19 protein-coding genes and 1 pseudogene are annotated in these 24,451 nt (G+C 39.8%); 8 read left to right on the top strand and 12 right to left on the bottom strand.

Annotated elements, in window-relative coordinates; genetic code table 11:
* Positions 1-364: 364 nt before the first annotated feature.
* Positions 365-3,334 carry a Tn3 family transposase gene (locus tag BM415_RS24105; RefSeq protein WP_090728148.1) on the top strand — a complete coding sequence of 990 codons (2,970 nt, stop codon included), beginning with the start codon at positions 365-367 and terminating at the stop codon, positions 3,332-3,334.
* Positions 3,331-4,038 (top strand): tyrosine-type recombinase/integrase, encoded by a 708-nt coding sequence (locus BM415_RS24100; protein WP_090728150.1) that lies wholly within the window; start codon positions 3,331-3,333, stop codon positions 4,036-4,038. The genes BM415_RS24105 and BM415_RS24100 overlap by 4 nt, the downstream gene beginning before the upstream one ends.
* 252 nt (positions 4,039-4,290) lie before the next feature.
* Here BM415_RS24100 and BM415_RS24095 read toward each other — a convergent pair whose 3' ends face one another.
* Together BM415_RS24095 and BM415_RS24090 are read right to left on the bottom strand one after the other, a co-directional pair.
* Entirely contained in the window at positions 4,291-5,667 is a 1,377-nt protein-coding gene (locus BM415_RS24095; RefSeq protein WP_090728152.1) for a hypothetical protein, read from the bottom strand.
* The gene (locus BM415_RS24090) at positions 5,654-8,929 is read right to left on the bottom strand and encodes a serine/threonine-protein kinase (protein ID WP_090728154.1); all 3,276 of its coding nucleotides are present in this window, start codon (positions 8,927-8,929) and stop codon (positions 5,654-5,656) included. Before BM415_RS24090 ends, BM415_RS24095 begins: the two co-directional genes overlap by 14 nt.
* A gap of 204 nt (positions 8,930-9,133) precedes the next feature.
* On the opposite strand from BM415_RS24090, the gene BM415_RS24085 reads away from it, so the two are divergent.
* A complete protein-coding gene (locus tag BM415_RS24085) occupies positions 9,134-10,300 on the top strand; it encodes a DUF4062 domain-containing protein (RefSeq protein WP_256209965.1) in 1,167 nt (388 codons plus the stop codon).
* Positions 10,287-10,478: a hypothetical protein gene (locus BM415_RS24080; RefSeq protein WP_090728157.1), complete on the top strand. Its 192-nt coding sequence runs from the start codon at positions 10,287-10,289 to the stop codon at positions 10,476-10,478. The genes BM415_RS24085 and BM415_RS24080 overlap by 14 nt, the downstream gene beginning before the upstream one ends.
* A gap of 127 nt (positions 10,479-10,605) precedes the next feature.
* On the opposite strand, the gene BM415_RS24075 is transcribed toward BM415_RS24080, so the two are convergent.
* Both BM415_RS24075 and BM415_RS24070 read right to left on the bottom strand, forming a co-directional pair.
* Entirely contained in the window at positions 10,606-11,520 is a 915-nt protein-coding gene (locus BM415_RS24075) for a DNA/RNA non-specific endonuclease (protein WP_090728160.1), read from the bottom strand.
* A gap of 113 nt (positions 11,521-11,633) precedes the next feature.
* Entirely contained in the window at positions 11,634-12,242 is a 609-nt protein-coding gene (locus BM415_RS24070; protein ID WP_090728161.1) for a hypothetical protein, read from the bottom strand.
* A 352-nt stretch (positions 12,243-12,594) separates the two neighbouring features.
* Here BM415_RS24070 and BM415_RS24065 point away from each other — a divergent pair, with 352 nt between their 5' ends.
* Positions 12,595-14,448, top strand: coding sequence for an S-layer homology domain-containing protein (locus BM415_RS24065; RefSeq protein WP_090728163.1), 1,854 nt, complete (start codon positions 12,595-12,597; stop codon positions 14,446-14,448).
* Positions 14,449-15,337: 889 nt separating this feature from the next.
* On the opposite strand, the gene BM415_RS24055 is transcribed toward BM415_RS24065, so the two are convergent.
* Entirely contained in the window at positions 15,338-15,619 is a 282-nt protein-coding gene (locus BM415_RS24055; RefSeq protein WP_177178858.1) for a hypothetical protein, read from the bottom strand.
* A gap of 211 nt (positions 15,620-15,830) precedes the next feature.
* On the opposite strand from BM415_RS24055, the gene BM415_RS24050 reads away from it, so the two are divergent.
* The gene (locus tag BM415_RS24050; RefSeq protein WP_090728166.1) at positions 15,831-16,988 is read left to right on the top strand and encodes a hypothetical protein; all 1,158 of its coding nucleotides are present in this window, start codon (positions 15,831-15,833) and stop codon (positions 16,986-16,988) included.
* 85 nt (positions 16,989-17,073) lie between these two features.
* The gene (locus tag BM415_RS24045) at positions 17,074-17,622 is read left to right on the top strand and encodes a hypothetical protein (RefSeq protein ID WP_090728167.1); all 549 of its coding nucleotides are present in this window, start codon (positions 17,074-17,076) and stop codon (positions 17,620-17,622) included.
* Positions 17,623-18,276: 654 nt separating this feature from the next.
* On the opposite strand, the gene BM415_RS24040 is transcribed toward BM415_RS24045, so the two are convergent.
* The 7 genes from BM415_RS24040 to BM415_RS24010 all read right to left on the bottom strand — a co-directional run bounded on the left by BM415_RS24040 (position 18,277) and on the right by BM415_RS24010 (position 24,082).
* The gene (locus tag BM415_RS24040; protein WP_090728169.1) at positions 18,277-18,636 is read right to left on the bottom strand and encodes a response regulator; all 360 of its coding nucleotides are present in this window, start codon (positions 18,634-18,636) and stop codon (positions 18,277-18,279) included.
* A gap of 124 nt (positions 18,637-18,760) precedes the next feature.
* Positions 18,761-19,483 carry a thioredoxin domain-containing protein gene (locus BM415_RS24035; RefSeq protein ID WP_170862603.1) on the bottom strand — a complete coding sequence of 241 codons (723 nt, stop codon included), beginning with the start codon at positions 19,481-19,483 and terminating at the stop codon, positions 18,761-18,763.
* A 266-nt stretch (positions 19,484-19,749) separates the two neighbouring features.
* A complete protein-coding gene (locus BM415_RS24030) occupies positions 19,750-20,568 on the bottom strand; it encodes a hypothetical protein (protein WP_090728172.1) in 819 nt (272 codons plus the stop codon).
* A 257-nt stretch (positions 20,569-20,825) separates the two neighbouring features.
* A complete protein-coding gene (locus BM415_RS24025) occupies positions 20,826-21,137 on the bottom strand; it encodes a hypothetical protein (RefSeq protein WP_139237060.1) in 312 nt (103 codons plus the stop codon).
* 263 nt (positions 21,138-21,400) lie between these two features.
* Positions 21,401-22,852 (bottom strand): DUF2325 domain-containing protein, encoded by a 1,452-nt coding sequence (locus BM415_RS24020; RefSeq protein WP_139237059.1) that lies wholly within the window; start codon positions 22,850-22,852, stop codon positions 21,401-21,403.
* Entirely contained in the window at positions 22,794-23,471 is a 678-nt protein-coding gene (locus BM415_RS24015; RefSeq protein ID WP_090728177.1) for a hypothetical protein, read from the bottom strand. The genes BM415_RS24020 and BM415_RS24015 overlap by 59 nt, the downstream gene beginning before the upstream one ends.
* 227 nt (positions 23,472-23,698) lie before the next feature.
* Positions 23,699-24,082 carry a hypothetical protein gene (locus tag BM415_RS24010; RefSeq protein ID WP_090728179.1) on the bottom strand — a complete coding sequence of 128 codons (384 nt, stop codon included), beginning with the start codon at positions 24,080-24,082 and terminating at the stop codon, positions 23,699-23,701.
* Between the two features lie 152 nt (positions 24,083-24,234).
* Between BM415_RS24010 and BM415_RS24005 the strand changes: the two are divergent.
* A pseudogene (locus tag BM415_RS24005) lies at positions 24,235-24,451 on the top strand (IS110 family transposase); the annotation flags it as partial.

The following is a 24,451-nucleotide window of genomic DNA, read 5'->3' as shown; positions in this document are numbered from 1 at the left end:
TACCAGCCAGGCATCTCGCCCTGAAGCACCGAGCAGTAACGGTATAATAATGACGTGGTTCAGCAAACCGACTGAAAGCATAATTATCATGTATGACTGTATAAGCGGAATTTTTGGCATAAAGATCACCTCTTTCAACTTTTGAAGAAGAATATGGAAACACCATTATATACTTTTCCCTCATCGTCTTCATTCCAATCACTTCGGCTATTCCATCTTGCAAAAGTTCCGTTTTTGATTAGGTAATTGGAATATGATAGCTTTTTGCTCCACATTGCCTCATTAAGTATGCTTCGGTATACTAAATTTAATGATTAAAATTCCGATTCTAACCATTTTAGGAACTTTTTTCGGAGGGTATCATATGAAGCGAAATTGGGAGCTGGAGGAGTTAATTGAGCATTTCACATTTCTTCCAAATGAAATGCAGCAAGTCGGCAATAAGTCGGGGGAGACTCGGTTGGGGTTTGCTGTTCTGTTTAAGTTTTTCCAATATGAAGCGCGATTCCCATTCCATAAATTCGAAGTGCCCAAAGCAGTCATTCAATACATAGCAAAGCAGATCGAGGCACCGGCAGAGCTGTATGCACAATACGATTGGGCCGGTCGCTCCATCACCTACCATCGAACACAAATCAGGGAGTTCTTTGGCTTTCGTGAGGATACCATCAATGATGCTGAAGAGGTAATCGATTGGCTATGCAAAAGTGTGTTATTCCAGGATCACGACTTCGAACATTTGGTTGAGACCGTATACCGGCGATTTCGGGATATGAAAGTTGTACCGCCTACGGCTGATCGCATCGAGCGACTTATCAGAACCGCAATCCGAACATATGAGGAACAATTTTTCCAAGCCACACTGGAAAAACTGCCTACGGCGTCTTTGTCTAAATTGGATTCACTTGTAGATAATATCGCATTTCTGGATGAAGACCAGGGCGGTTCAAGCAGCGACGAGGGACTTCTTTCTTTTCAAGAGCTGAAGGCCGATCCGGGCAAACCAGGTGTCGAAAGTGTGTTAAGAGAAGTAAGCAAGCTGCAAACGATTCGAAATCTGGAACTTCCGGATGATCTGTTTCGTGAAATCCCTCTTAAAGTTTTGACCAAGTATCGGCAGCGGACTGCGACAGAGGATCTTCGAGAACTGCGGCGGCATCCTGATCCGATCCGCTATACACTTTTATCGGCTTTCTTTTGGCTACGGAGCATGGAGATTACGGACAACCTGATCGAGCTGCTTATTCAAATTGTTCATCGTATTGGTGTTCGGGCGGAGAGAAAAGTTGAAAAGGAAATTTTGAATGACTTACGCAAGGTAAGCAATAAGTACGGCATTTTATTTAACTTGGCGCAATCTGCTGTTAATAATCCTGACGGAATCATTCGAGAAGTCATATATCCGGTCGTCAACCAGCAAACGTTGCAGGATCTCGTGAAAGAATTCAAACACACCGGCCCAGCCTACCGGGAAAAGATTCATACGATTATTAGGGCCTCATACAGCAGCCATTATCGCCGTATGGTTCCCGAAATTTTAGGCATTCTCGAATTTCGTTCGAATAACGAGGTTCACCAACCTGTGATTCGCGCCTTGGAGATGGTGAAAAAATATGCGGATACCGGGCTTCACTATTTGCCACTCACCGAAGATATTCCGATTGATGGAGTTATTCGCAGCGTTAATAAGGAAATAATCATTGAAAAGGACGAAAAAGGCCAAGAACGAATTAACAGGATGAACTATGAAATTAGTGCGTTACAGGCTTTAAGGGAAAAACTTCGCTGCAAGGAAATTTGGGTGAGTGGTGCGAATCGGTACCGGAATCCGGACGAAGATTTGCCTATAGATTTTGAAGAACGACGAGAAGAAAATTACAAGGCTCTAAAACAACCTCTAGATGCTGAAGCCTTCATTTCAACGTTAAAGCAAGCCATGAAAGAAGGCTTGGAAAAGCTCGATACCGGCCTCCCGAAAAACGACAAAGTTCGGATCACGGAGAAAGGAAATGGTTGGATTAGTCTGTCTCCGTTAGAACCACAAGCGGAACCAATCAATCTGTCACGTTTGAAAACTGAGATGCTTCGACGATGGCCAATGACGAGCCTCTTGGATATTTTAAAAGAGGCAGATCTCCGCGTCGGCTTTACGGAGAAATTCAGGACGGTCGCTGTTCGTGAGGCGCTAGGACGGGACACGCTACAAAAGAGACTGATTCTATCCCTATACGGCCTTGGAACGAATGCTGGTTTAAAACGTGTGAGTGCCGGTGAGCATGGTGAATCATACAAAGATTTACTTTACGTTCGCCGCAAATTTATCCATAAAGATAATCTTCGTAATGCTATTTCAGAAGTGGTAAATGCTATTTTCCGGGTAAAGATGCAAGATGTTTGGGGTGATGCTACTACGTCATGTGCATCAGATTCTAAAAAGTTCGGCGCATGGGATCAAAACCTTATGACGGAATGGCATATCCGATACCGTGGCCGCGGCGTAATGATTTACTGGCACGTTGATAAAAACTCGACGTGCATCTATTCGCAGCTCAAATCATGTTCCTCATCTGAAGTCGCTGCGATGATGGATGGATTGCTGCGTCACTGTACCGAAATGGAAGTGGAAAAAAATTACGTAGATTCACATGGCCAGAGCGAGGTAGCCTTCGCATTTTGTTACCTTTTGGGCTTTCAGCTCATGCCGAGGCTTAAAGCGATTCATTCGCAAAAGCTATACAGACCTGAATCAGGCATGACCGAAGCCTACCCAAACTTGCAGCCGGTCTTGACACGTCCGATTAATTGGGAACTGATTCGTCAGCAGTACGATCAGATGATGAAGTATGCAACAGCGCTTCGCCTCGGTACTGCCGAGACGGAGGCAATCTTGAAAAGATTTACCCGGAATAATCTAAAACATCCGACATATCAAGCGTTGGGAGAACTCGGTAAGGCGGTTAAAACGATATTCCTGTGTGATTACCTCCATTCAGAGGAGTTGCGCCGAGAAATCAACGCAGGTCTAAATGTTGTTGAGAATTGGAATTCGGCAAACAGTTTCATTTTTTACGGCAAAGGTGGGGAAATAGCCACCAACCGTTTAGAAGACCAGGAGTTGTCCGTGTTATCTCTCCATCTGGTGCAAAACTGCTTGGTATACATCAATACCATTATGCTGCAAAGTATTTTATCTGACCGGAAATGGTTCGACTTGATGACCCCAGAAGATTTCCGAGCGCTTACGCCGCTGATCTATACGCACGTAAACCCTTACGGTACGTTCCGATTGAACATGAGTGAGCGCTTGCCTTTGGAAGAAGGTGTTATTGCGTGACCGAGAAACGCACTTCACCGAAACGAAAAGCAAAGGAATTGTCCAAATATCTCCGGGGGGAACGGCCTGATTATGCCTATCTCAAAAGTTTATTCCAGCATCTCCGGTCGGAGCTAGAAGTTGAGATTCCGAAAACAACAAAAAAGCTTCCCTATGTCCCTACGGAAGAGGAGCTTAAACGGTACTATGATGTGGTTTGGCAGGTTAAAAATTTTCAGGATATGATGATCGTCAAAACGCTACTTTATACCGGTGTTCGTGTGAGTGAGCTTATCAATATCAAACTTTCCGATATAGACTTTCATTACTGTCAGATCCGGATTAACAAGGGCAAGGGGAGCAAGGATCGCATTGTTCCATTCCCTCAATCGTTCAAAGAAATGTTGGCCATGCACGCTGATTCAATGAAAAAGAAGCAGGCGGTTTACCTGTTCGAATCATCGTGGAAGAAAAAATATACGGATCGGGGAATACGAAAGATTCTGGCCAAATATTCGGAAGAAGCTGGTCTTATACAAAATCTATCGCCGCATAAGCTGCGACATTTCCTTTTGACCTGGCTTAAAAAGCAGGGAATCGATGACGCACTTATACAGCCATATTCGGGCCACGAAAGCCGTAAGTCGTTGGAGGTCTATTCAAAGCTGGCGATCACCGATGCACAGCAGGAGTATAATGTGGTTATCAATAAATTTCCCATTTAATTACATCTACTTTGCGGGTGGTGGCAGCTTCGCTGGTACTACCCCTATTACTTAGATAATCATCTAATCGGTAATCGATACAAGTTCTTGTCCTTGGCTCGGGACAAGAACTTGTATCGATAAAATAAAAAAGCCGCTTAATAAGCGACTTTCGATGTCTTGTCCCTCGACAAACAGCTGTTCAATTATCCTTAACGGGCATAAGATCAGGAAAAGCGACTTTCGATGTCTTGTCCCTCGACAAACAGCTGTTCAATTATCCTTAACGGGCATAAGATCAGGAAATCGACCTTTTATTAAATCTAGATGTGTTTTGTCGTAAGTCAAAATGCCAACCTCCTGCAGTAAGTACTCACTTTTTACAGCAAATGGTATAAGATGAATAGTTAGCATGTACTCATTATCTACTATAATTCGAGTTCCTCTGATATCAGAAAATTCTTTAGTCGCAACACGCTTTCCACTTATCTTTCCTTTGATTTTTTTGATGACTGAATTTGATTTTTCCCCATGTCCTATATAGATCAATGAATTTTTGGAGATTGCTTCAATTAAAGCCAAAAGGCTATATTCACTCTCCTCTAACATGTACAAATTATCAGTAATAATAACGACTTCTCTAGGTTTCTTTTGAGTTAGAGAACGTAGAATATCTTGGTATTCTTGGTACATCAAAAGGCGTTCTGTAAAACAACTGCTGTGGATCTGCTCTATGTCTATACTTGAACTCTGGAGATGAGTTGTAAACACAGATCGCTTATCCTCTAAAGTTTGTATGGCATACTCCTCTTCAGGATACCATTTAAAGAAAGTGGATTCTTTACGTTGAAAAAACTGCCTCGTATCATATATTTCATCAAATGATTTAGGGTGACTTTTCATTTGTTCTTTAAGACAATTGTAATACAATTCTTTATTATCGTCGTTTCCAAGTTCGAAAACAATATTCTTATTGTCATGGGAGTAGTAAACATGGGCTGGCAATTGATCGTACACCCGGTCATAGTCCTCTATAGTAATAACCCGGTACAATTCATCACTACCAACAGTTTCATCTCCCATATATCTGTCACGGCTATCCCTAACCCTTATATTATACAACTCTTTAATTTCATGTTCGTTTTTGGCAAGAAAATCTCCAGATATATCTTCTATGTTATTTAGGTAAACCATACATTTAGATTTGTTTTTCAACTTGGACCTGTACGTGCTCTCTTCTTTAACAATTTCTCCAGTGAGCATATTGAAGTAGACATTATCCATATAATCCGGTTCAATTCTTATGGATTTTAAATCGAGCAGAACCTTCCTTCCCGCAGCAGATAGGGAGATCTCCCTCCCTACGTGGGTAATGTAATCAGCTACGCCCAGCTCCAAGAGAATTTTGTCAAGATAGTCTTTATCAACGCCAAGCACTTCACGTATCTCCTCATAGTTCGTCCATTTCTCAGCAATAAGGCGGAGAACAACTTCATGAGCCAAGGGAAGATGATACTCCCTGCGAGTAGTGATATTCAACTTCATACGAACGTAAGGAATGCCGATCGTAATCGTCTTCAAATACCGTAGACCGTCTATTTGTGGAGGGATTTTAGTTTTCAAATTTAGAATGTAATCATTTTCTCGCATGACTTGGCTCCTTGTATTCAATAATCTCACAGCCGTCTGTTTGAGACATATAACGCTCAATTTCTGGAAGTTTGTTTGTAGGTTGTCGATTTAGCATGAAATGATCCTTATCTCCAACTATGACTAATAGCCTTCGTGCCCTGGACAATGCTACATTGATTCTCTGCGCTGACTTCTGAAATCCAATATCATTATTTTTGTTGCTCCGGACGGTACTAAAAATGACAATGTCTTTGTCTTTTCCTTGATATGCATCGACCGTATTCACCTCAATATTGCTGATATTTCTAAAGTCAGCCCTTGCGACAAAATCTCTTATAATAGACTTTTGATAGCTGTAACCTGTAATTACTGCGATTTCATATTTACGGGAGGCCTCTTCTTTATCAAACTCCCAAAGCATTTGTTTAATAACTTGCATTTCTTTCTCATTTTTATAGGTATTTCTATCTTCATTTGACTTATGCCTTATTTCTCTCCGATTCCATTCCTTACTCGTACTTACCCATATCAATTGTTTTCCTTGATACAATTTTAGTTCATGAGTCCGTTCTTCATTGGGAATCCCAGTCTGAATCTCATTACCATAAAACACTCTACTAATCATATTACCGATAGTTTGGTGCATCCGGTACTGAGTCGTTAAGCGGATTCGGTTGGATTTTGGAAAGTTATCATAGAGACGTTTAAACATACCATTCTCAAAATCTTCTTGTTTTCCATGTGAAGTTAGCTTTATGGCATCTGTATTGAGTACAGGAGGTAATTGTTGATGATCTCCAACTAAGATCAACCGACTTCCCTTAAGGAGCGGTATAAGAAGTTCTGGTACACTCGCTTTCGCTCCTTCATCAACAATGACATAATCAAAATTCATATTCCGTGTAGAGGGATTTGAATTAAAACCGGTACAGGTACCCGCGACAATGGTTGCATTTTCAATTAGTCGTGATTCTGAATCACTGGCAATTCCAAGACGCTTTACCCAGTTATCTTGAATAATAGCAGTTCGTATAATCCGCTGCTTTTCTGGTTCATCCTGATATCTGGACTCGAATTGCTGAATTAGTAACTCTTCCTCCTCTGAACGGCTTGTTTTAGAGTACATATCAACGTATCGCTTTAGCTCATCCGGATCAATTCCATACTGCGTGGTTAGATCAATCATCTTCCGGTTAGAGGCATCTTTTGTTTCCTTAGACCATATGTTTCTGACGTTTGAGACACTGTATTTGTCCCGAATAGCTGGCAAGATATTCTCATCTTGACCAATCCGGACTGCTTTCGTTTTAAAATCTTGTGGAAAGTTTAACCCTTCCAATACATTGTCAACAGCGGTATGTGACTGTGACACAATTAGAATTTTAAAATTTTCCTGTGATATATCTGCATTATTACGGTGTAAAATCTGATTCACAAACTCGCGAATTACTGTCGTTTTCCCTGTTCCAGGAGGACCCTGTATGACTGCAATCGAGGATGTATTCAAGGCCACTTTTACTGATTCTTTTTGGTTGGCATCTAATCTCTTATTGAAGAAGTCGATGTTATTGAAACTACCTATAGATTTAGGGCTTTCAAAACCTAAAATAATATCCCTTAAGTTCTCATTGCATATGGCCTCATCGTTATTCAACGCACGGATAGCGCTCATTTGCTTATCAATTAATTTAGTTTTTAATCGATAGTCTTCAACAAGTTTCCCTGAACGTGGAATCCCATTGATTTTTTTCGATGATTCAACTACAAGATACACTGTCTCGTCCTGATAAGTGATTTCCTTGAACTTTCCGATCTTCACTGGCTTTGTTCTATACTTTCGATCAGGATCCTCTAGTTTGGGATCAAATATGATGGTTGTTTCATTTGTAAATCCAAAACTTTCCACCGTTGAATCCTGCAATTCGAACTCCATCGTATGATCCTCTGCATTATAGCTATAGCTCATATAGTCAAAACTTTTTGCAGCTGAAACTAGTAACTCTTTCTCGTTTTCGAGATAGTCTGTCCAGATTCCAAAGAACTTTTCAAACTCATTTTGCTTACTCGCATCTGATTGATACTCGATCCGATGATCCACGAGATCACTTACAACTTCGTAGGTCTGGAAATCCATCTGTGTAGCTTGATTTATTGAATGGCTAAATATAGCTTTACCAGCTATACGCAAGTACTTTTTCTCATAACGCGACCGATCAGTCTGTTTGAGAAATTTAATGTCATTAAGAAGAAAATATTCGTCGTATTCCTTGTACAAGCCCTTCAAAAGGTATCCGTTCGTTGAGAAAAACGACACTTCATCTCCATCTTCCAACCTGCCACTTTTGATTCTGGATTCAACGAACCCATAGATATCTTTTTCAAACCACTTATTTAAGTATTGATCAATAAATTCACTGAGTTTGACGTTCTTTGGTACAAATTTTTGTCTTTTGGCCTGCTCGAGCAAATCGAAAGGGAATTTAATCGAGAACTTTGTAACCGACATAAGGTCCCCGATTATCTGAGCTAAATCTCGTTTTAAGTCTGTGATAGTTTCATATCTTGCTTCTAGATCAGATTCGACAGCTTTTATCAGGATGTTCTTTAAGGGTGGCGTAATGTCGGAACTCTGTGAAATAGATATCTGTAGCTTTTCAGGCAAACCGGGTACACATCCAGTCAAGAGAAAATAGATGGAGGCCCCTAAAGAGTAAATGTCGCTTTGAAAAGAAGCATTTTCTGGATGATACCCCACTTCTGGAGCTGAATAATGATTTGAACCAAATTTATAAGTGGTTTCACCCGTCACCATCCCCTTGATCTTCGAAAGCCCAAAGTCAATTAGCTTCGCTTGTCTGTGATCGACGATCATTATATTAGATGGTTTGATATCTCTATGTAATATAGCTTTGCTGTGAGCAGCCTCAACAGCATCAATAAGCTGCAAGATAATTCTAATCTTGTCCGTATAATCAATCAATGATCGGTCTACTGTCTGAAGGTTTTCGCCGCTAATATGCTCAAGAAAAATTCGTCCCTTTTTGCCACCGTTCTCACCAGGTAAAAATCCAAAGTCATACATTTCAATGATATGATTATGACGTAGCCGGCGTAATGCGCCTACTTCTCTTTCAAATAAAAGGCTCGTATAGCGATCCAAATTTCCTTTTGTTTCTTTTAAAACAATATACCGCTCCTGTTCTTCGTCATAAAACTTTGTAATCAACGAAAATTCAGTTTCAGCAATTTGTTCTAAACGAAGCAGTGAATTAACTTCCATTGACACCCCTCTTTTCTGGATCTTTTTACCTATATTATATCATAACAATCCGAACGGAACGTGTGTTTGGTAAGGGAATTATGTATGACGTAATACGATGTTACCGTCAACGGAATATTTAAATAAAAAACATGCCTATAAAAATTAACCGACATGCAGGAATACGCTATAATTTGTTATATGAACTACATAATCTGATTGGATGTGACACTTGCTTTGTTTACCAAGACCAAGATCTTTATTAGCTCAGTTGCACAAGATACTCTTAGCCGTCTTCGGGGAAATATGTGGGAGATTTTGAGAGAGCTCGGCCACGAGCCCATGCTCTTTGAACGAAATTTTGGGGCATGGGATTCTCATAGTAACCCAGTACAAAAGTGTATCGAATGTGTTAGGGAATGTGATGCCTTTTTGCTCTTCATTAGCAACAAGGCCGGCACTTTCTACGAACAATCGCAGCGTACTGTAACGCATATGGAGCTGATTGAAGCATGTAACAAACGCAAAACAGTTCTCGTTTTTGTGGATAGTGCCATTAAAACTGAATATTTCTCCAAGGCTAAGGGAATTATTGAGGAATACGAAAAGGCCCATATAGCAGAGACCTCCTCATACCCAACGGCTGGAGAAATTGTCGTTGCACTTCGCCAGACTGATTTATTTTCCCACGTGGACCCATATGTATGGTTTTTCATCCATGACATCGTTAAAAGAGGGATCTACTTTGAGAGTATTGATCTAGCTGTAGCTCCAGATTGGAAGGGTTATTTCAGCGATCTGTTACGGAGAGGAATCCGGCTTATGCCTTTCAAAGACACAATTGAAACGAATGAGCAGCAGCTGGAATTATATGATCAATTTTATGATACCCTGTCCAGGGCAATTCCATGTATGAGTATTGCTGAGATCCACAACGTTCAGTCACTTCTGGAGTCATTTAAAGTCTCAGTTACGGGTAATGTCGTTGAACATGACTATGGATTTGTAAAAGAGCCTGTGGGTTCTTATGATAATTGCTCGGCCGTAACGCTGTACAAGTTTCAACATGACCGTATGGTGTTATTAGGGAGGACGGGAAATGCTACGGGAGAAGAGTATTATCTGATGGACAACCAAGATTCTTACGTCGTTCTTACGTACAGTAATCTTGGAGACCGGATATTCTTCAAGGAAGCAAACTGCACCTTTTATTATTGCCTCCGACTCCCAAATCATGTAATGAGCTTCCACCTACCGTGCGACCCTGAGTGGAATACTGAAAAGTTCATGTCTTCCAAAGACAGCGTGATACGTGCTATAATGAACAATAATGCACTGGCTTTCGATCTTGTGCGAATGTTAATAGGAGGGTTGCAACATGCCGAAAACTAAAGTATATGTATCAATCAATGGTGTTGTATCCGAGGCAGTAGGTAGTCAGCCAAAGGACGCTTTACTATTTGCAATTTCTCCGAAAACGGCTGCACAAATCATCTCGGAGCAGCGGACTCATCGTCGGAGAAATAGCGAATTACTGAAAGAACGACTTGATGAAGTTTTTAAACGATAAATTTTTACCGGTGAAGCACATCACTTGTCCCCTATGGACTTTGTGACGTGCTTTTTTTTCATTACATGATCACATAAAAAACCAGATACCCATTAGAGGGTAATCTGGCTCTTCTCGTTTGCAGTGATTACTCACCCACAATTCCGTCACCATCACCATCTCGCATAAATTCAAAAAGCCAATGCTCACTAGTAATTGGCATACTGAAGCCGGCTGCTTTTGCTTCTTTTATGGTCACAATTCCATTGCCGTTTGTGTCGATACTGGCAATGGATTTATTTGTATCCACTGGATCATACTCAGTAATTTTTGTTAAACCGAGTGATTCATTGATTTCGTCAGGGTTCGCATTTTCGAATGTATCAATGATTTCATTACCCTTCACGGTATAGATATATTGATAACTTGAAGGAATCTGGGTTTCAGTGTTCGGATAAGTGATGATCGCTTCAAAATTAGTTGCTCCACCTGCGCTACGAATTACTTCTTCCATATATGCTTGGTCACCATGACGATTGAGTGTACTATTTTGCGGAGTAATGTTGTACGCATTTGATACCCCACCCAAAGAATCAGCAATAATGTGTCCTTCATCTAAGCTGTCACTTTCGACACCAGGTACTTTTGCCTCATCGTTATAGTATCTACCATTTGATAAGACGGGTTCGTTACGGTCATCTTGTAGGACTATTTCGTCTGCAATCACTCGTATTAATTGGCCGTGTTCATTAGTAAATGCCCAATATTCTCTATTCCCATAGCCAATGTCAACGATAGCATTTGGTTTGCGAAATCCAGACAAATCACCACCGTCTATTTCAATGAGCTCATACTTCGAAAAATCAATATCTCTTTCTTTATCTGGTTTCGCTTCGGGATCCGTATTTTTATCATCAGAAGTTACATTAGCAGGATGTTCTACAGTCGTTTCATTTTGTGTATCATTCCTTACTTCCGTATGTATTAACTCTTCTGTATTGCTACAACCACTCAACAACAAAGTTAATGATAGCAAGACAGACATTATTATTTTGTTTTTCATTTTCCTCATACTCTCCTTATAGCTCTGAATTACAGAAGTGTGCTTTCTTTCCGGATAGTCTTTATGTGATCGTAATTCCTCTTCTTTAGTCGATCTTAATCTAGCCGCTTATATTAGCTCTCCTTACTGCTTGTAGCAGAGATTTGAATAAATAAATCACGTAATTTGCTCAATCCATCCTTGCTAAATACCCCTTTCTTCACGCCCTGAGCAATCAATGCAATCATTTCATCTTCTACTAAGTCAAGAGGCCTCGGTTGAAAATGATGTTTTCCTTCGTCATCAATATTATAGTAAGCAAATCTAATTTCTTCGCGGTCGAGCTTTTTTATTTTAATTCTCTGAATTACCGGTCTATAAGTTTTCAAGTCGAGATCTCCTTCAGCTTTCACTGTACAGTACCTTGTATCATTCACCATAATAATATCTCCAAGCTCTTCAGCATCCATTATGGTACAAGGATTGCTGGTCTTGTAGTTAATAATCAGACCTCTTAATTGACTGTCTTGTACTTCGGTCAAATCAAAACAAATCCTATTAAGTTCTAATCTATCCGGCATAACGGAATTCACTTCGTACTCTTCCAAAATAACTCCCTGGTGCACAACAATCAATCTGTTCTCATTAATATATTTCTTTATGTTAGCTTTCCAAGCACGCGAAGTGCGCTCTTTAAGTCCTGAAGCTGTTGTAGGTACTTCCTTAATTTTTATAATAATCATTTTTAAATCCTCCCTAAAAATATTGGTAATTATATAATATATATTTACCTTGCTTATGTATATACTTTTTATTTACTTTTTTAATTACTTCCTCTTTACTTTATCATTGTATAAGTCTCCTGAAAGATTTAGTCGTTTTGCCCTTATTACCATGCGGAGGTAAACAGGCGTAAAAACGAAGCAAGAAAGATTCAGCAGCTACCGATTCTCTCCTTCAGCACAAATTGAAGGGTCAATTTTTGTAAGATATCCTGATGAACCTTCCGATAAATATAAATACGTCCTAAATTTCCGATAGATTAATCTTTGTGGAATTAAGGGAGAAAATACTTAAGCAAGGTGGCTTAAAACGATGAAATTATCACTCAGAAGATCGAGGAAATGGCTGATTCTACCTGCGGCAATGCTGATCGCTACAGTCTTATCGGCCCCCGATGCACAGGCAGCTAATGTACAGCAGCTGACGGAGCAACGAACAAAACAGGATGTCTTGAATAAATGGGAACAATACAAGCCCATGGAAACAGGAACAGCCTACATGCCGGCTGACCAAATTTACTCAGAATCTCCCAGCGTCACAGCTCCCTTTAAAGCAGGCAGGATAAAATCCAAATATGTTGAGGATGGTATTCGAGCTGTTAATTTTGTAAGGTACCTGGCTGGATTACCAGATGACGTTACAGCAAACTATTCACTTGCAGACCAGCAACAGGCGGCTGCAATGGTTATCGCAGCAAATAAACAACTAACTCATTATCCAAGCAAACCTGCAGGTATAGACGAAGCGTTATATGCCTCAGGTAAAGAAGGAGCAAGGACAAGCAACCTATACTCCGGAGGCCCAACTTTTTATAACAACGTGCTAGGTTATATGGCTGACAGAAGCGCATCAAATATCGACCGTGTAGGACACCGCAGATGGATCATCAATCCAGAGATGAAACAAACCATGTTCGGCATGGCACATGCAACTAACAACGTTGCATACGAATCGATGTACGCATTTGACAAAAGCCGTCCAAAGTCCGAGGTCCAGTATGATTACATCGCCTGGCCGTCTGCAGGTTACTTTCCTGAAGAAGTTTTCAGAACAATCGATCCATGGTCTGTATCTATGAATCCAGAGAAGTATGATAGAAAAAAAACCGACCAGATTCAAGTGAAGTTAACCCGAGTGAGGGACGGAAAAGTATGGAGCTTTGATGAGAACGACAAGGATAAATCCGGCAAGTATTTTAATGTGGATACAGGACCATATGGGGTTTCTTTCGCAATTGTTTTCAGACCTGATGGGATAGGGGATTTTGCGATGGATGATGCCTTCGACGTTGAAATTACAGGTATATACACCGTTGGAGGAAGTCCAACGGAGATTAAATTCACGACAACGTTTTTCAAGCTAATGCCTACTTTATTGGCTCGCTATGATATCGAGCTTAATAAAGGAGAGACCCTTCAAATGGGCCTTGCTGAAGGCTTCCAGACCAGCGGAAATACCTTTGAGAGCGGAGATAACCGCATCGTTAAGATTGATTCAACTGGTAAAGTCACAGCTATAGGTAAGGGATCAACTTGGATTTCTGTTAATAATTACTTAGGAATGAGAAGTATTGTCTACATTGAAGTGGAAGATGTTCCGGAAGAAAACAAAGTAAGTAACTGGGCTCAGGCGGATTACATGCAGGCAAAAGCAAACGGACTTATTGGATGGCCATTTGATCGATCTTATCAGCGGTCGATCAACAGAATGGAATTTACAGAGATGGCAGTACATATGATCGAAACGGTGCTTGGTCGTGATCTATATACTGATGTATTAGGCGTCGAGTCCCCTTTTAACGATATAGATGATTGGAACATTACTTGGGCAAACCAGAACGGCATCATTAACGGTACATCGCCCAATACATTCTCTCCAATAGCAACGATTACTAGAGAACAAGCAGCCGCGCTTATCATTAAGGTATATGAAAAAACAAAAGAGCTGCAGGGTACAACCGATTCTGCTGCTGGATCTACTACAACTTCATTGTTCGCGGACGATACAAAAATCTCACCTTGGGCAAAGGAACAGGTATATCAAGCAGTAAACCTTTCCTTAATGAACGGCATGGCGAAGAATCAATTCAACCCTAAAGGTGAGCTCACCTTCGAGCAAACTTATGTACTTTTACTAAACTGCTTTGAATTGTTGATGGAAAAGTAGTAAATGAAGGCCACCCGCATAGTGAACTGCACCCCTAATGTTAGACACCATCTAACATTAGGGGTGCAGTTCACAGAAGACGGTTTTTTATGCTAATTCTCACGGATGTAATAACTATAATATCCATTGTTGTGTTGTTATATACGGAGTGTTCTTATCAGTAAGATTTGAAGGACGATGGTATATTATCTAGGAATAATGAATACAATTATATTAGTTATAAAAATCAGCTGCAATAAACGTGGGTTTCTTAGAGACCCACGTTTTTTGTTGTCATTATACCCCCTATCTTTAATCGTATATCTCCTTAGTATATAGAGCATCTACTGAGATTGCAGCAGTTGTTCTATCATAAACCCGAACCGTCTTATTCTCTCCAGGCCCTTCTCTACCTTGCCTACAGGACATCCAAAACGCCTACATCGTGAGCTCGTTATGTTTAGGGCCATATAAGCAAGCAAAGAGATAAGCCCTTCACTCAATCGAAAAGGGCGTCATAAATCTCATTTTAATACAAAGTGTCTCTAAGCTGTTAGATCACAGAAATCAAAGATTTGCGGATACAATATTCCCAATGTTAATCCAATGCCATTCATCTTTAAATACAGTTAGTTTGATCTCACGATTACTCGCACTAATTATTGTCACGATACCAATGTATCTCTTATTTTCAACTTCGTGATAAACCGTTAAAGTAATTGGTTTCCGATTATTGAAGGAGTCGACTAACAAAAATTCAATATGCCGTATTTCTTGTTCATCGAGATTAGGCTTACGATGCTCCATTCGTTCAAGCTCGTTTCTCCTACGTGTCCAAGCTTCTCGATGTTCAGGATATATTATTCTCGATCCTTCAAAAATACCGTTTCCTCTCAGCTTTTTCATAAAATTAATACCTGGTCCAATAATCCACAGAACCACTATCTGTAATTTGTGGCTGAGGACGTGAGGACTCCCTTTCCCACCCCTCAAGAATGATAATAGTATTCAAATCAGATTGATCATCCCATGATATGTAGTTGTCCTTTTTCAGGAACATCAGAGCTTCTGATATCCGTTTCTTATCCTGCCCCGTTTTAGTTTCAAGTTCATTTAAGGTAGGCATTCTTCTCCGCTGATTAATGTAGTTGTATAGAATTCTAAGTATCTTGCGCTCGAAATCAGGCAGCATATTCATCACCCCTATAAGAACATTTGTTTGTATATTATACTCAAACAAACGTTCTTATATCAATAACAATTTTAGTAAATCCACCATTTCGTACTCAATCAATTTCTCCTAAGTCCTCGCAAACCGTAAACAGCATTTGCTTTCTCTAATAAGGGACCATGTTTTAACCGATAAACGAATGGATTGTATTCATGATAATAGGAGGAAAAAAATGAAAAGAACGTTAGTGTTGATTCTATTATGTATCTGCTTGGCCATAAGTCCGTTGAATCCGAAAGTAATGGCTTCGGATAACAAGGTAAAAGAACTCCCCGATCCTGAATGGGTAGTTGATCACCGAACAGGTGACGTACGTAAAGTCAATAATCTCCTGTTTACTATAGGAGATGAATACGTTATTTCTGTACTCAATGATAAGACTGGTGCAAAAAGCTCAGAAGTAGATATCATTAACTCAACTTCCGTTTTATCTGGTTATTTTGGTTACTTAAATCAGGTTACTTCTCAAGGAGTTATTTCTGTAGTCACTGGCCATAGGAAAGGCAGTTCTAAAGATCTCTATTACAAGTTACGAGCTTTTAATCAGAAAGGGAAACAAATATGGACCTATACCTTTACTGATAAAACAACCAATGCTGCAGGAGCTGTAGGACAATACATACTAGAGGACGGTACCCTTCTTGTCTATTTGAAACTTTCAGCTTCTAGCTATATGACATACAACTTTACTCAACAAGGAAGGTTGATTAAGAAAAAGAAGGTCTCAGAATTCATCAACGATTATCAAAATGGTTATTTTGTGACGATTAAAAATTGGTCTGGTACAGGGAAAGAATATAAATCAACCTATTCATTTTATGACAGTAAGTTTAATCTAAAGTTCACGCAAAAAGTAAATGGTCTCTTCGTTGAAGGTGTACTACGCGACGGGACAGTAATATATTCAGATACGAACCAACAAGGATTACATATATTGATGGCCAAAGATCAGAAAGGAAAACTATTGTGGAAAAAAACATTCAAAGTAAATAAATCTTACTCGCGTTCAGAGATATTTACTTCTGATGGAAAAGGATATTACTTTATTCTGAACAACACAATTCATTTATTCGATAAAAAAGGACTGGTCAAAAATCTCTCATTGGGATCCGATTCTGCTTATTCTGTGACAACATCAAAAGACGGTACCCTCATGTTCCTCTATGATGATAAAATTACTTTTATGGATGAAAAGAGCTTGGGACGACTAGCCACCTTCAGTTATGATAACTCGGTATATAATGAATTTTACTATTTTGGGGATGGAATTTTGTATCAATCTACCCAATCAGGAGAACGCAAGCTTATGAAGTACAAACTCAGTTTTTAAGAACCGACTTGTTATATAAATCATATCGACTCTCTTTTATAAATATAATTAACGTCATTAAATTTCAATGCTTTGAGGTGTAAATATGATTAAAGGTTTAATCCATAAAACAATAAAAGAGATATGGGAAAACAATATATCTAAAGATTATCATGACAATTTCCTACTAAGAGAAGATTCACTTAAAAACGCATTTTACTTCCATCTTCGTTCCTCCTTATCTGATTTACTTATGGAACAGAAATTACGGATCTATACCGAATTAAATTACAGAGATATAAACGTACCAGGTAGCAGGGCTGATCTTGCTGTCGCACAGCTGGACGACTTAAATGAAATTCAGGAAGTTATAGCTGTTATTGAGTTTAAATATAAAAGAAGTAATGTAAATGAACGTTACTACCAAGAAGATGTTAGAAAGATCGTAAATTTAGTCAAGTCCTCTCCTCACCCTATTTACGATGAAACGTATTACTATCTGGCTTTTCTAAACGAGACTATTTACGAACCAATTCGCTCAGAACATCTTTCGTATACTACACCCTCGGATCGAGTCGTTGCAGCAGGTCGTATTACAGAACTGTTAGGTTATCAAGAAGACGGAGTATCTACTTGGTATAGTATTGATCATTGAAGTATAGCTTGTAAAAGGACACCCTTAAATAGCAGGTGTCTTTTTCATTTCAAACTGAATCAGACGTGGAGCCAAAACTCCGCATTATTTCCCGTTAACACAAGAAAACCGCCCATTATTTTGGACGGCTTTCAGACGATAATATCTGCTGAAATATTTATCGTAAAAATATATTATCCTTTAAAAACTAATATTTCAAGCTTGTTTATTTATTCTTCCATTAGATTCGCTTTTAACATCACAAGCAACTGTAAGCTTGACTCCTTGTGAGTGTCGAAGTCTGATATACCTGGTCATTTACACTAAATTTGCTTATTAATATCCTCCCCCTCATTTGGTTTCTTTTCTTTTAGAAGGCGCCTGTATCGTGCTATAACAGTAATTCCTATGCAAATGACTATAAGACTACAGAGAAACCAAAAAACAAATATAATCACAAGCCAATCAATTAACTCCAACTTATCTACCTGCTTTCCTTACTGAAACTGGCAAACATCTTTTACAGATACCTTTCCATTCGTAGCCTAGATTCATTAACTCTCATTCATGATAACCTCTGGTCATTTAAGTAAAACTCTTTCAAGCAAGGTATAACTTATGATTTCTTCAGTATTCAAGACAACAAGTTCTTAATTGAATTTCTTACTGTTTGGGTTACCCTAAGACTTTATCTACACTCTCTAATACCCTATCCGCTTGAAACGGTTTAACTACAAAATCATTGGCCCCGGATTGAATAGCCTTTATGACCATAGCCTGCTGCCCCATTGCAGAGCACATTATGATTTTTGCTTCAGGAAAGCTCTTTTTTATCTCTTTCACTGCTTGAATTCCATCCATTTCAGGCATGGTAATGTCCATAGTCACAATATCGGGTTTATGTAGATGGTACTGTGCAACAGCTTCTACTCCATTCGAAGCTTCGGCAATCACCTCATGCCCTCCTTTTATAAGTATCTCTTTTACTATCATTCTCATAAAAACTGCATCATCAGTTACAAGCACTTTAGCCATATGTGATATCCCTCCAAATGAAATGTTGGTGGAAAAAGAAAAATAAAACGAACTACTCTCTTATCCGGTTAATCTATCTTCATAAGTAGCTCTGCAACATTGTAAATTTTATAATACGCTGCTCTCAATATTGAGACTTTACTAGCTTCGAATCAATGATTTCGTAGAGATCACTAATTGCCGGATTTGTATACTGCTTACTGTCCACTATGAAAGTCGGAACACTCGGAACACCATTTGCTTGTGTAATAGCGAGATCTTCCTTAACTTCATAAAGACCTTCTAGATTATCTAGGCTCTTTTTAACCGCTGCAGCGTCCCCGTGCGGAACATGCTTCTCGATCAAATCAAGAAGAAACTTTTCATTAGCCCATATCGTTCCCTTGTCGCCTTGATTTTCATAGATAGCCTTTTCGTATTCCCAGAACGCCTCCGAATTTTGCTTCCAAAGAATCTCCCCAACCATCGCAGCCTTAAGACTATCGGGACCAAGAAATGAGAAGTTTATGACAAAGAACTGAACCTTGCCGGTATCGATGTACTTTTCTTTAAAATCATCAAAATTTTCTGTGTTCCATGCCTTGCAGTAAGGACATTTATAGTCAATGAACTCAATAACCTTAACCGGTGCATTAGGATCTCCTATGTACGCCTGTTTATCCAATTTATAATCGCCTGCTGAAACTGATATTTCCTCTTTAACATCCTCGTATGTAGGGTAAACTTCTTCTTGGTCTGACCACGCGGCAACGATCGCTAACGAAGTTAGCAGTACAATTGCAAACCCTAAACTTGTGATCAGAGCTACCTTATTTCCAAATCCTTTTTGCTTCTTATTCATAAACATTTCTAGCATCCCCTTTGCTTTTAATTGGCCATTAGCCGGTTTATCTTGTTTGCTTTCCGGAGTTGAGCGAACAAAAAAAGCACCTCATAAGAAATCATCTGATTTCTTATGAGGTGCTTCCCCATTAGGATATTTGATTATTACAATTATATATCAAAAACTATGCGAATTCCAGATAACAAAATAGCTTATGTAGTTAATCAAAAAAGATTTCAGGGCAGCACTCATATTAAGCATAACGAGTAGCTCCTGAGAGTGGCACCTGTTTAACTATCTAGATATCGATTAAACTCGTCGACTGTGTAGTAGAAAACAATTTCGTGAGAACGCACTTTCTCCCCTATAGGTAAATAGGAGATTACGTTCTCTCTCGGACCCCCATGTATAAGGTAGTCATATACAGTTTTAACAACGAGGTCACCTAGAAACTCCAATTCTTTAGGGTAATCATATTTTCGGTTCGGCAGACTAAACTTTAGGATGTACGTTGATGTCTGCTCCTCCCACTGATTCACCATTTCTGGGATGCCCACAAGATCCCCTACATCTTTCAGAAATTCTGGACGCTTATCCACATGACCTCCGTAACCAAATACATTATTAGAACAAACAAATCCCCATACCGGCTCATCCCTATACAACTTAAACGAAACCTGCTGAATATGCCATTCCTCACCCTCACCAGTTGCGTATCTGGAAAGGGGATTTAGCTTGTATGTCTTCCCTTGATGTGTTAGTTCGGCCCGATTCGGATCTACGGTAATTCCGTGTTCCTGGAAGAACACCTTCAGAGGGGTATCTTCTATTAAAGCACTCTGTAGATTAAGTAGGCCCTTCCTCTTTAGAGTTTCACAAAAGTCATTGTTGGTCGTCACATGGAGGGAAGCGAGAAATACTTCCCTATTTGCAAAGGGGTCTTTCTGAATGCCAGCGAATTCTTTAAATGCTTTTACCGTGGCATCTTCTCTTTCTAGGCCCAACAAAAATTCAGTTATAAGAGATTCTCTACCGTATATCTCAAATAGATCGACAAATGTCCTTTCTGATGCACTATAAGATGTAAGGTCTATATCTAACCTTCTCACACTGAATCCCCTTCCTTTTCCTACTCTATATTAAATACCTGCTTTCTCTCTGCGAGTGCAATGTTTACCAATAGTCTCCCCCGATATTTAAGAAACTAGCAACAATATAATTTTGCAGCAGCCATAGCATACTTCGATAGTCTCACGACATAAGTTATTGTTCAGTTCTTCTTTTACATCGGTTGCTCATATAGAGAAGTGAAGGTTTTATCATAATAGTATACGAAGCAGCTCCTTTGAGAGGAAGCGGGCTTCTACTATGGCTTCTCGGATACAATATGCGTGGTTTCCCGCTCGGTCAGTTGTATCCCAATGACTTTATTGTTCATATCTCTTAGTACAAGGCTGTGATACGTACCATTTATGTCGATGACATTCTCACGGTCATACGAATCCATTTGATTAAAGTGACTAAGATGTGGAACCGCCTTTTCAGCATCACCAAATACATAACTATCTTTGCCTTTTACAACGATAACTGCTAAACGCTCCTTCAATCGCTGTAAACTACTGTCCGCCTGCTGTCCGGACAATACGGTAGCATCATATGCATCATATGATTCCTGCAAGGGTTCGTACACCCCTGGAGTAGAATTTACTCCTCCGCTGCATCCGGAAAGCAAAACTGCTAATATTACGCTCAATACAAGCTTTCTCAAGTCCCCATACACTCTCCCTTTAAACGAGAAAGCACCCCTAACATGACTGATGGTTCATGTTAGGGGTGCTTCCCCATATCCGTATTCAATTGCTTTAATTATACGTCGAGTGATAGTGACTGTAAATACGAGATCGTATTGTTAAAGCTTGTTTTTTCTCTTATACGATTAACTTACTCATGTTCACCATGGACGTGCTCGCCGCGAATGATTTGCTGATTTTCCCACAGCTGCATCCGAAGATTCGATTTCGATCCTTCAATTCGGAAGTGGGGAATTCGATTCTCTTTGGCGATATCAATACAGCTCCACGTCGCTTTGTGAGAATTGGCGGAAAGGAGCAGGAACATCGCATTTGCGCGACGGAGCTGAGCATGTATTCGCTCTGGATTCTCTCCAGTCTCATGAATAAGCTCTGCACCTGTTTCCTTCACCACCACTTCAAACCATTTAGACAAGCCACCTACAATGACGATTTTGCAGCCTTCAAGAAAACGTTCCCCCACTTGTTTCTCAGCTTTTGATCGGTTGGATGTTTTGGTCTTCAATAAGGATTCATGCGTTGCCAGAGGCTCAGTCCGTTTAAACACTCTAGATAATCTGGCGTAGTCACCGCCGATCGCTACATTAAACGAGCACGGATCACCATCTTGTGGATCCTGCATATCCACGTCCTTCTCATAGATCGGGAACTTATTCTCTGGATTGTTTATATCCACGCAATAGTAAGTAAAGTGGCTCCCCAGTTCGATATATCCCATATACTGATGGATGGGGGCGTGTGAATCATCACCTTGCAACAATAGTTGGATATTCTGAGCTACTGATCCATCTTCTCGTGCCTGAGGTTCACAAGCAACCTCAGCTTCATGCTCGAGTCCAATAGAATTAACCACGGACTCCGGGATATTGAAAGTCTCATTGTTCTCCATCACAATGTATCCACCATGATCCTTGCGGAAAAATGTTCCTAAACTTGGTTTGCTACTCTCAGTTTCTTTTTGTTGAGTACTCTCATCTCTAATCTCCATTGGTTTCGTAATCCGATCAAGATCTGATATAGCCGGTGCTCCGTTCGAGGAATCGGAGTAAAAAGACTCTGTCTTGGAAGAAAATTCGTCATGAGTGGACTTAAAGAATGACTCTAATGAGTTAATCAGAAGTAAAGCATCGCTAAGTTTTGCTCTAATCAATTCCTTTTGTTGAGGAGCGCTGCTGCCGCGCATGATTGCATACAGGTTATCCACTCTCAAGTTCAAAACTTGAATTATTCTATCCACCATAAGCTCAGTACGCCCTTGCTCTTTTAAGGAAGCCAATTCACTGTTCAATCGATTGATTACGCTTTTAAATCGAATTATCTCTGCTTCATGTTTAGTTTTCAGATTCTGCTCACTTGCTTCCCGAAGGTCGATACTTTTTTGAGCCTTTCGTAGCTGATTTGCTAATTCGAGCTTTTCTCGCTCCAGCGTCGAGGCTCTCATTTTCTCGGCTTCAGAGAATTGCTGAAGCTCGATCACAATTTTCTCATTGGATTCATAGTCAGTCTTCAGCATGTTATATTCGCTAGTTAATCGCTGATGGCTCTTCTCGAGCGTTCTGAGCTCTCTCTGTAATGTAAGCAATCACCTGCTCAGCTTTTTGTCGAAGCTCTCTCTCGTGGACAATAATGAGGCTTTCCTTGCTTTCGTCTGGCTTTTTCTTACCTTGAAGATTGGAATCTAGATTAGACTTATCCACCTCATCCCGTATTGGATCTGGAAGGTCGGATTCAAGTTGAATTAAACGCTCCTTTATCCGATCATCTTCAATTGGGAAAAAGCGAAGTGACCAATAATAATGCCATGGACCATAACTTTCTATCAAATTCTTTTCCTCTGCCAAGTATCCTTCGACGTTAAGCTCGTCCATATCTTCGTATAGCGGAATAATCTGCGTTACTAGCGCTTGAATTACCTTCGATTTTACTTCTTTTTTGTTCATTCGGGTTCGTAGAAGCTGGATAAACTGTCCGTCAGGGAAAGGACGATCTGTTGTTGCTCTTATTTTTAGATTCAAGAAATTTGCCATGGAACGTTTATTCGTATCAGAAACTTCGGATAATAAGTTCGAAAACTCCTTATATTTAAAAGGTAAATTCATCTGATTAATAAGCACTGCCTCAAAGTGCTCCGCAACAATTTTCGAGTCAGTACTATTATCCGGTAGAATTCCCATCAATCTTGCTAGCGATTTGAAATTCATTAGAAATCCCCCTCCGTTATAATTAGTTAGATTGAAGACTGTAGCAGCAATACAAGGCAGAAAGCACCACAAAATAGACTGACGCCCACTTCGAGGTGCTTCTACAATCCGATATATGATTATGTATAATTATACTTGATAGACACTTCAAAGGAAATCTAGCATTATTTCTTGCTATACTGTCTTTTTACTTTCTATTAATTACACTTTTCTTACTGCTTGTCCTTCTATTTAGCAATAGGAAGGTTTTTGTCATACAAACCAGCGATACGTAACACCTCTACCCAGGAGGCATTTTTGCCGCCAACATGCTTAACTATGGTGATTGGACTAGGGTAAGCTTTATGGTTGCGTTTAAACCTAAGGTAATCCATCTTAGTAAAGTTCGTACCTAGATGGTTTGAAACCTGATGTAATATCTCAATACATTTTTTCTTGTTGTATTTACAGCGGCGCCCCCGTTTATTAGTGGTCAATTGAATAATATTTTTGTTTTTTATAATCTTAGGTTTCTTTTCAGGAATCGCCTTCTCGATAATCGGAGTTAATAGTTCTCTCTTCTCTTCGATCACCAGGCCCAAAATTGTGTTTTGAAGATTCGTTTTTCCCAAAATATAATTCGTAACTACTGACGGTCGGTCGTATCCCGTTAGAATTCCTGTAATACGAATATTTGGAGTTTGAATAAAAAAGAACGCCTCGTTATGATGGGGTTACGCACGAGGTCATTGCCTCAAAAAGCCCATCTGGAGGTCGCTCTATCATGAAGTTTAAAGCACAAAACAAACAAAATCAACTCATTGAAAACATTACCGTTCATCATTTAGTGGTCGGCGTAGATATCGCTCAAGAGACCCATGTAGCCAGGGCCGTCAGCTTTCGTGGGATTGCTCTAGGGAATCCGCTTCAATTTGGAAATCATCGTGACGGCTTCGAGCTTTTCAAACGTTGGATTGAGACCTTACTTCAAACCCACCAAC

Source organism: Paenibacillus sp. 453mf (genome assembly GCF_900116105.1).
In the GTDB taxonomy this organism is placed as follows: Bacteria; Bacillota; Bacilli; order Paenibacillales; family Paenibacillaceae; genus Paenibacillus; species Paenibacillus provencensis.
Note: the sequence above shows the minus strand (reverse complement) of the source record. Positions and strands in the feature narration are given on the sequence as shown.

What these genes read in the sequence shown, in the direction of transcription:
- BM415_RS24050 (WP_090728166.1), top strand. Translation starts at nt 15,831, where the DNA reads ATGAAAAGAACGTTAGTGTTGATTCTATTATGTATCTGCTTGGCCATA.
- BM415_RS24015 (WP_090728177.1), bottom strand. Translation starts at nt 23,471, where the DNA reads ATGAATTTCAAATCGCTAGCAAGATTGATGGGAATTCTACCGGATAAT.
- BM415_RS24080 (WP_090728157.1), top strand. Translation starts at nt 10,287, where the DNA reads ATGCCGAAAACTAAAGTATATGTATCAATCAATGGTGTTGTATCCGAG.
- BM415_RS24065 (WP_090728163.1), top strand. Translation starts at nt 12,595, where the DNA reads ATGAAATTATCACTCAGAAGATCGAGGAAATGGCTGATTCTACCTGCG.
- BM415_RS24070 (WP_090728161.1), bottom strand. Translation starts at nt 12,242, where the DNA reads ATGATTATTATAAAAATTAAGGAAGTACCTACAACAGCTTCAGGACTT.
- BM415_RS24040 (WP_090728169.1), bottom strand. Translation starts at nt 18,636, where the DNA reads ATGGCTAAAGTGCTTGTAACTGATGATGCAGTTTTTATGAGAATGATA.
- BM415_RS24035 (WP_170862603.1), bottom strand. Translation starts at nt 19,483, where the DNA reads ATGTTTATGAATAAGAAGCAAAAAGGATTTGGAAATAAGGTAGCTCTG.
- BM415_RS24045 (WP_090728167.1), top strand. Translation starts at nt 17,074, where the DNA reads ATGATTAAAGGTTTAATCCATAAAACAATAAAAGAGATATGGGAAAAC.
- BM415_RS24105 (WP_090728148.1), top strand. Translation starts at nt 365, where the DNA reads ATGAAGCGAAATTGGGAGCTGGAGGAGTTAATTGAGCATTTCACATTT.
- BM415_RS24055 (WP_177178858.1), bottom strand. Translation starts at nt 15,619, where the DNA reads ATGCTGCCTGATTTCGAGCGCAAGATACTTAGAATTCTATACAACTAC.
- BM415_RS24090 (WP_090728154.1), bottom strand. Translation starts at nt 8,929, where the DNA reads ATGGAAGTTAATTCACTGCTTCGTTTAGAACAAATTGCTGAAACTGAA.
- BM415_RS24075 (WP_090728160.1), bottom strand. Translation starts at nt 11,520, where the DNA reads ATGAAAAACAAAATAATAATGTCTGTCTTGCTATCATTAACTTTGTTG.
- BM415_RS24095 (WP_090728152.1), bottom strand. Translation starts at nt 5,667, where the DNA reads ATGCGAGAAAATGATTACATTCTAAATTTGAAAACTAAAATCCCTCCA.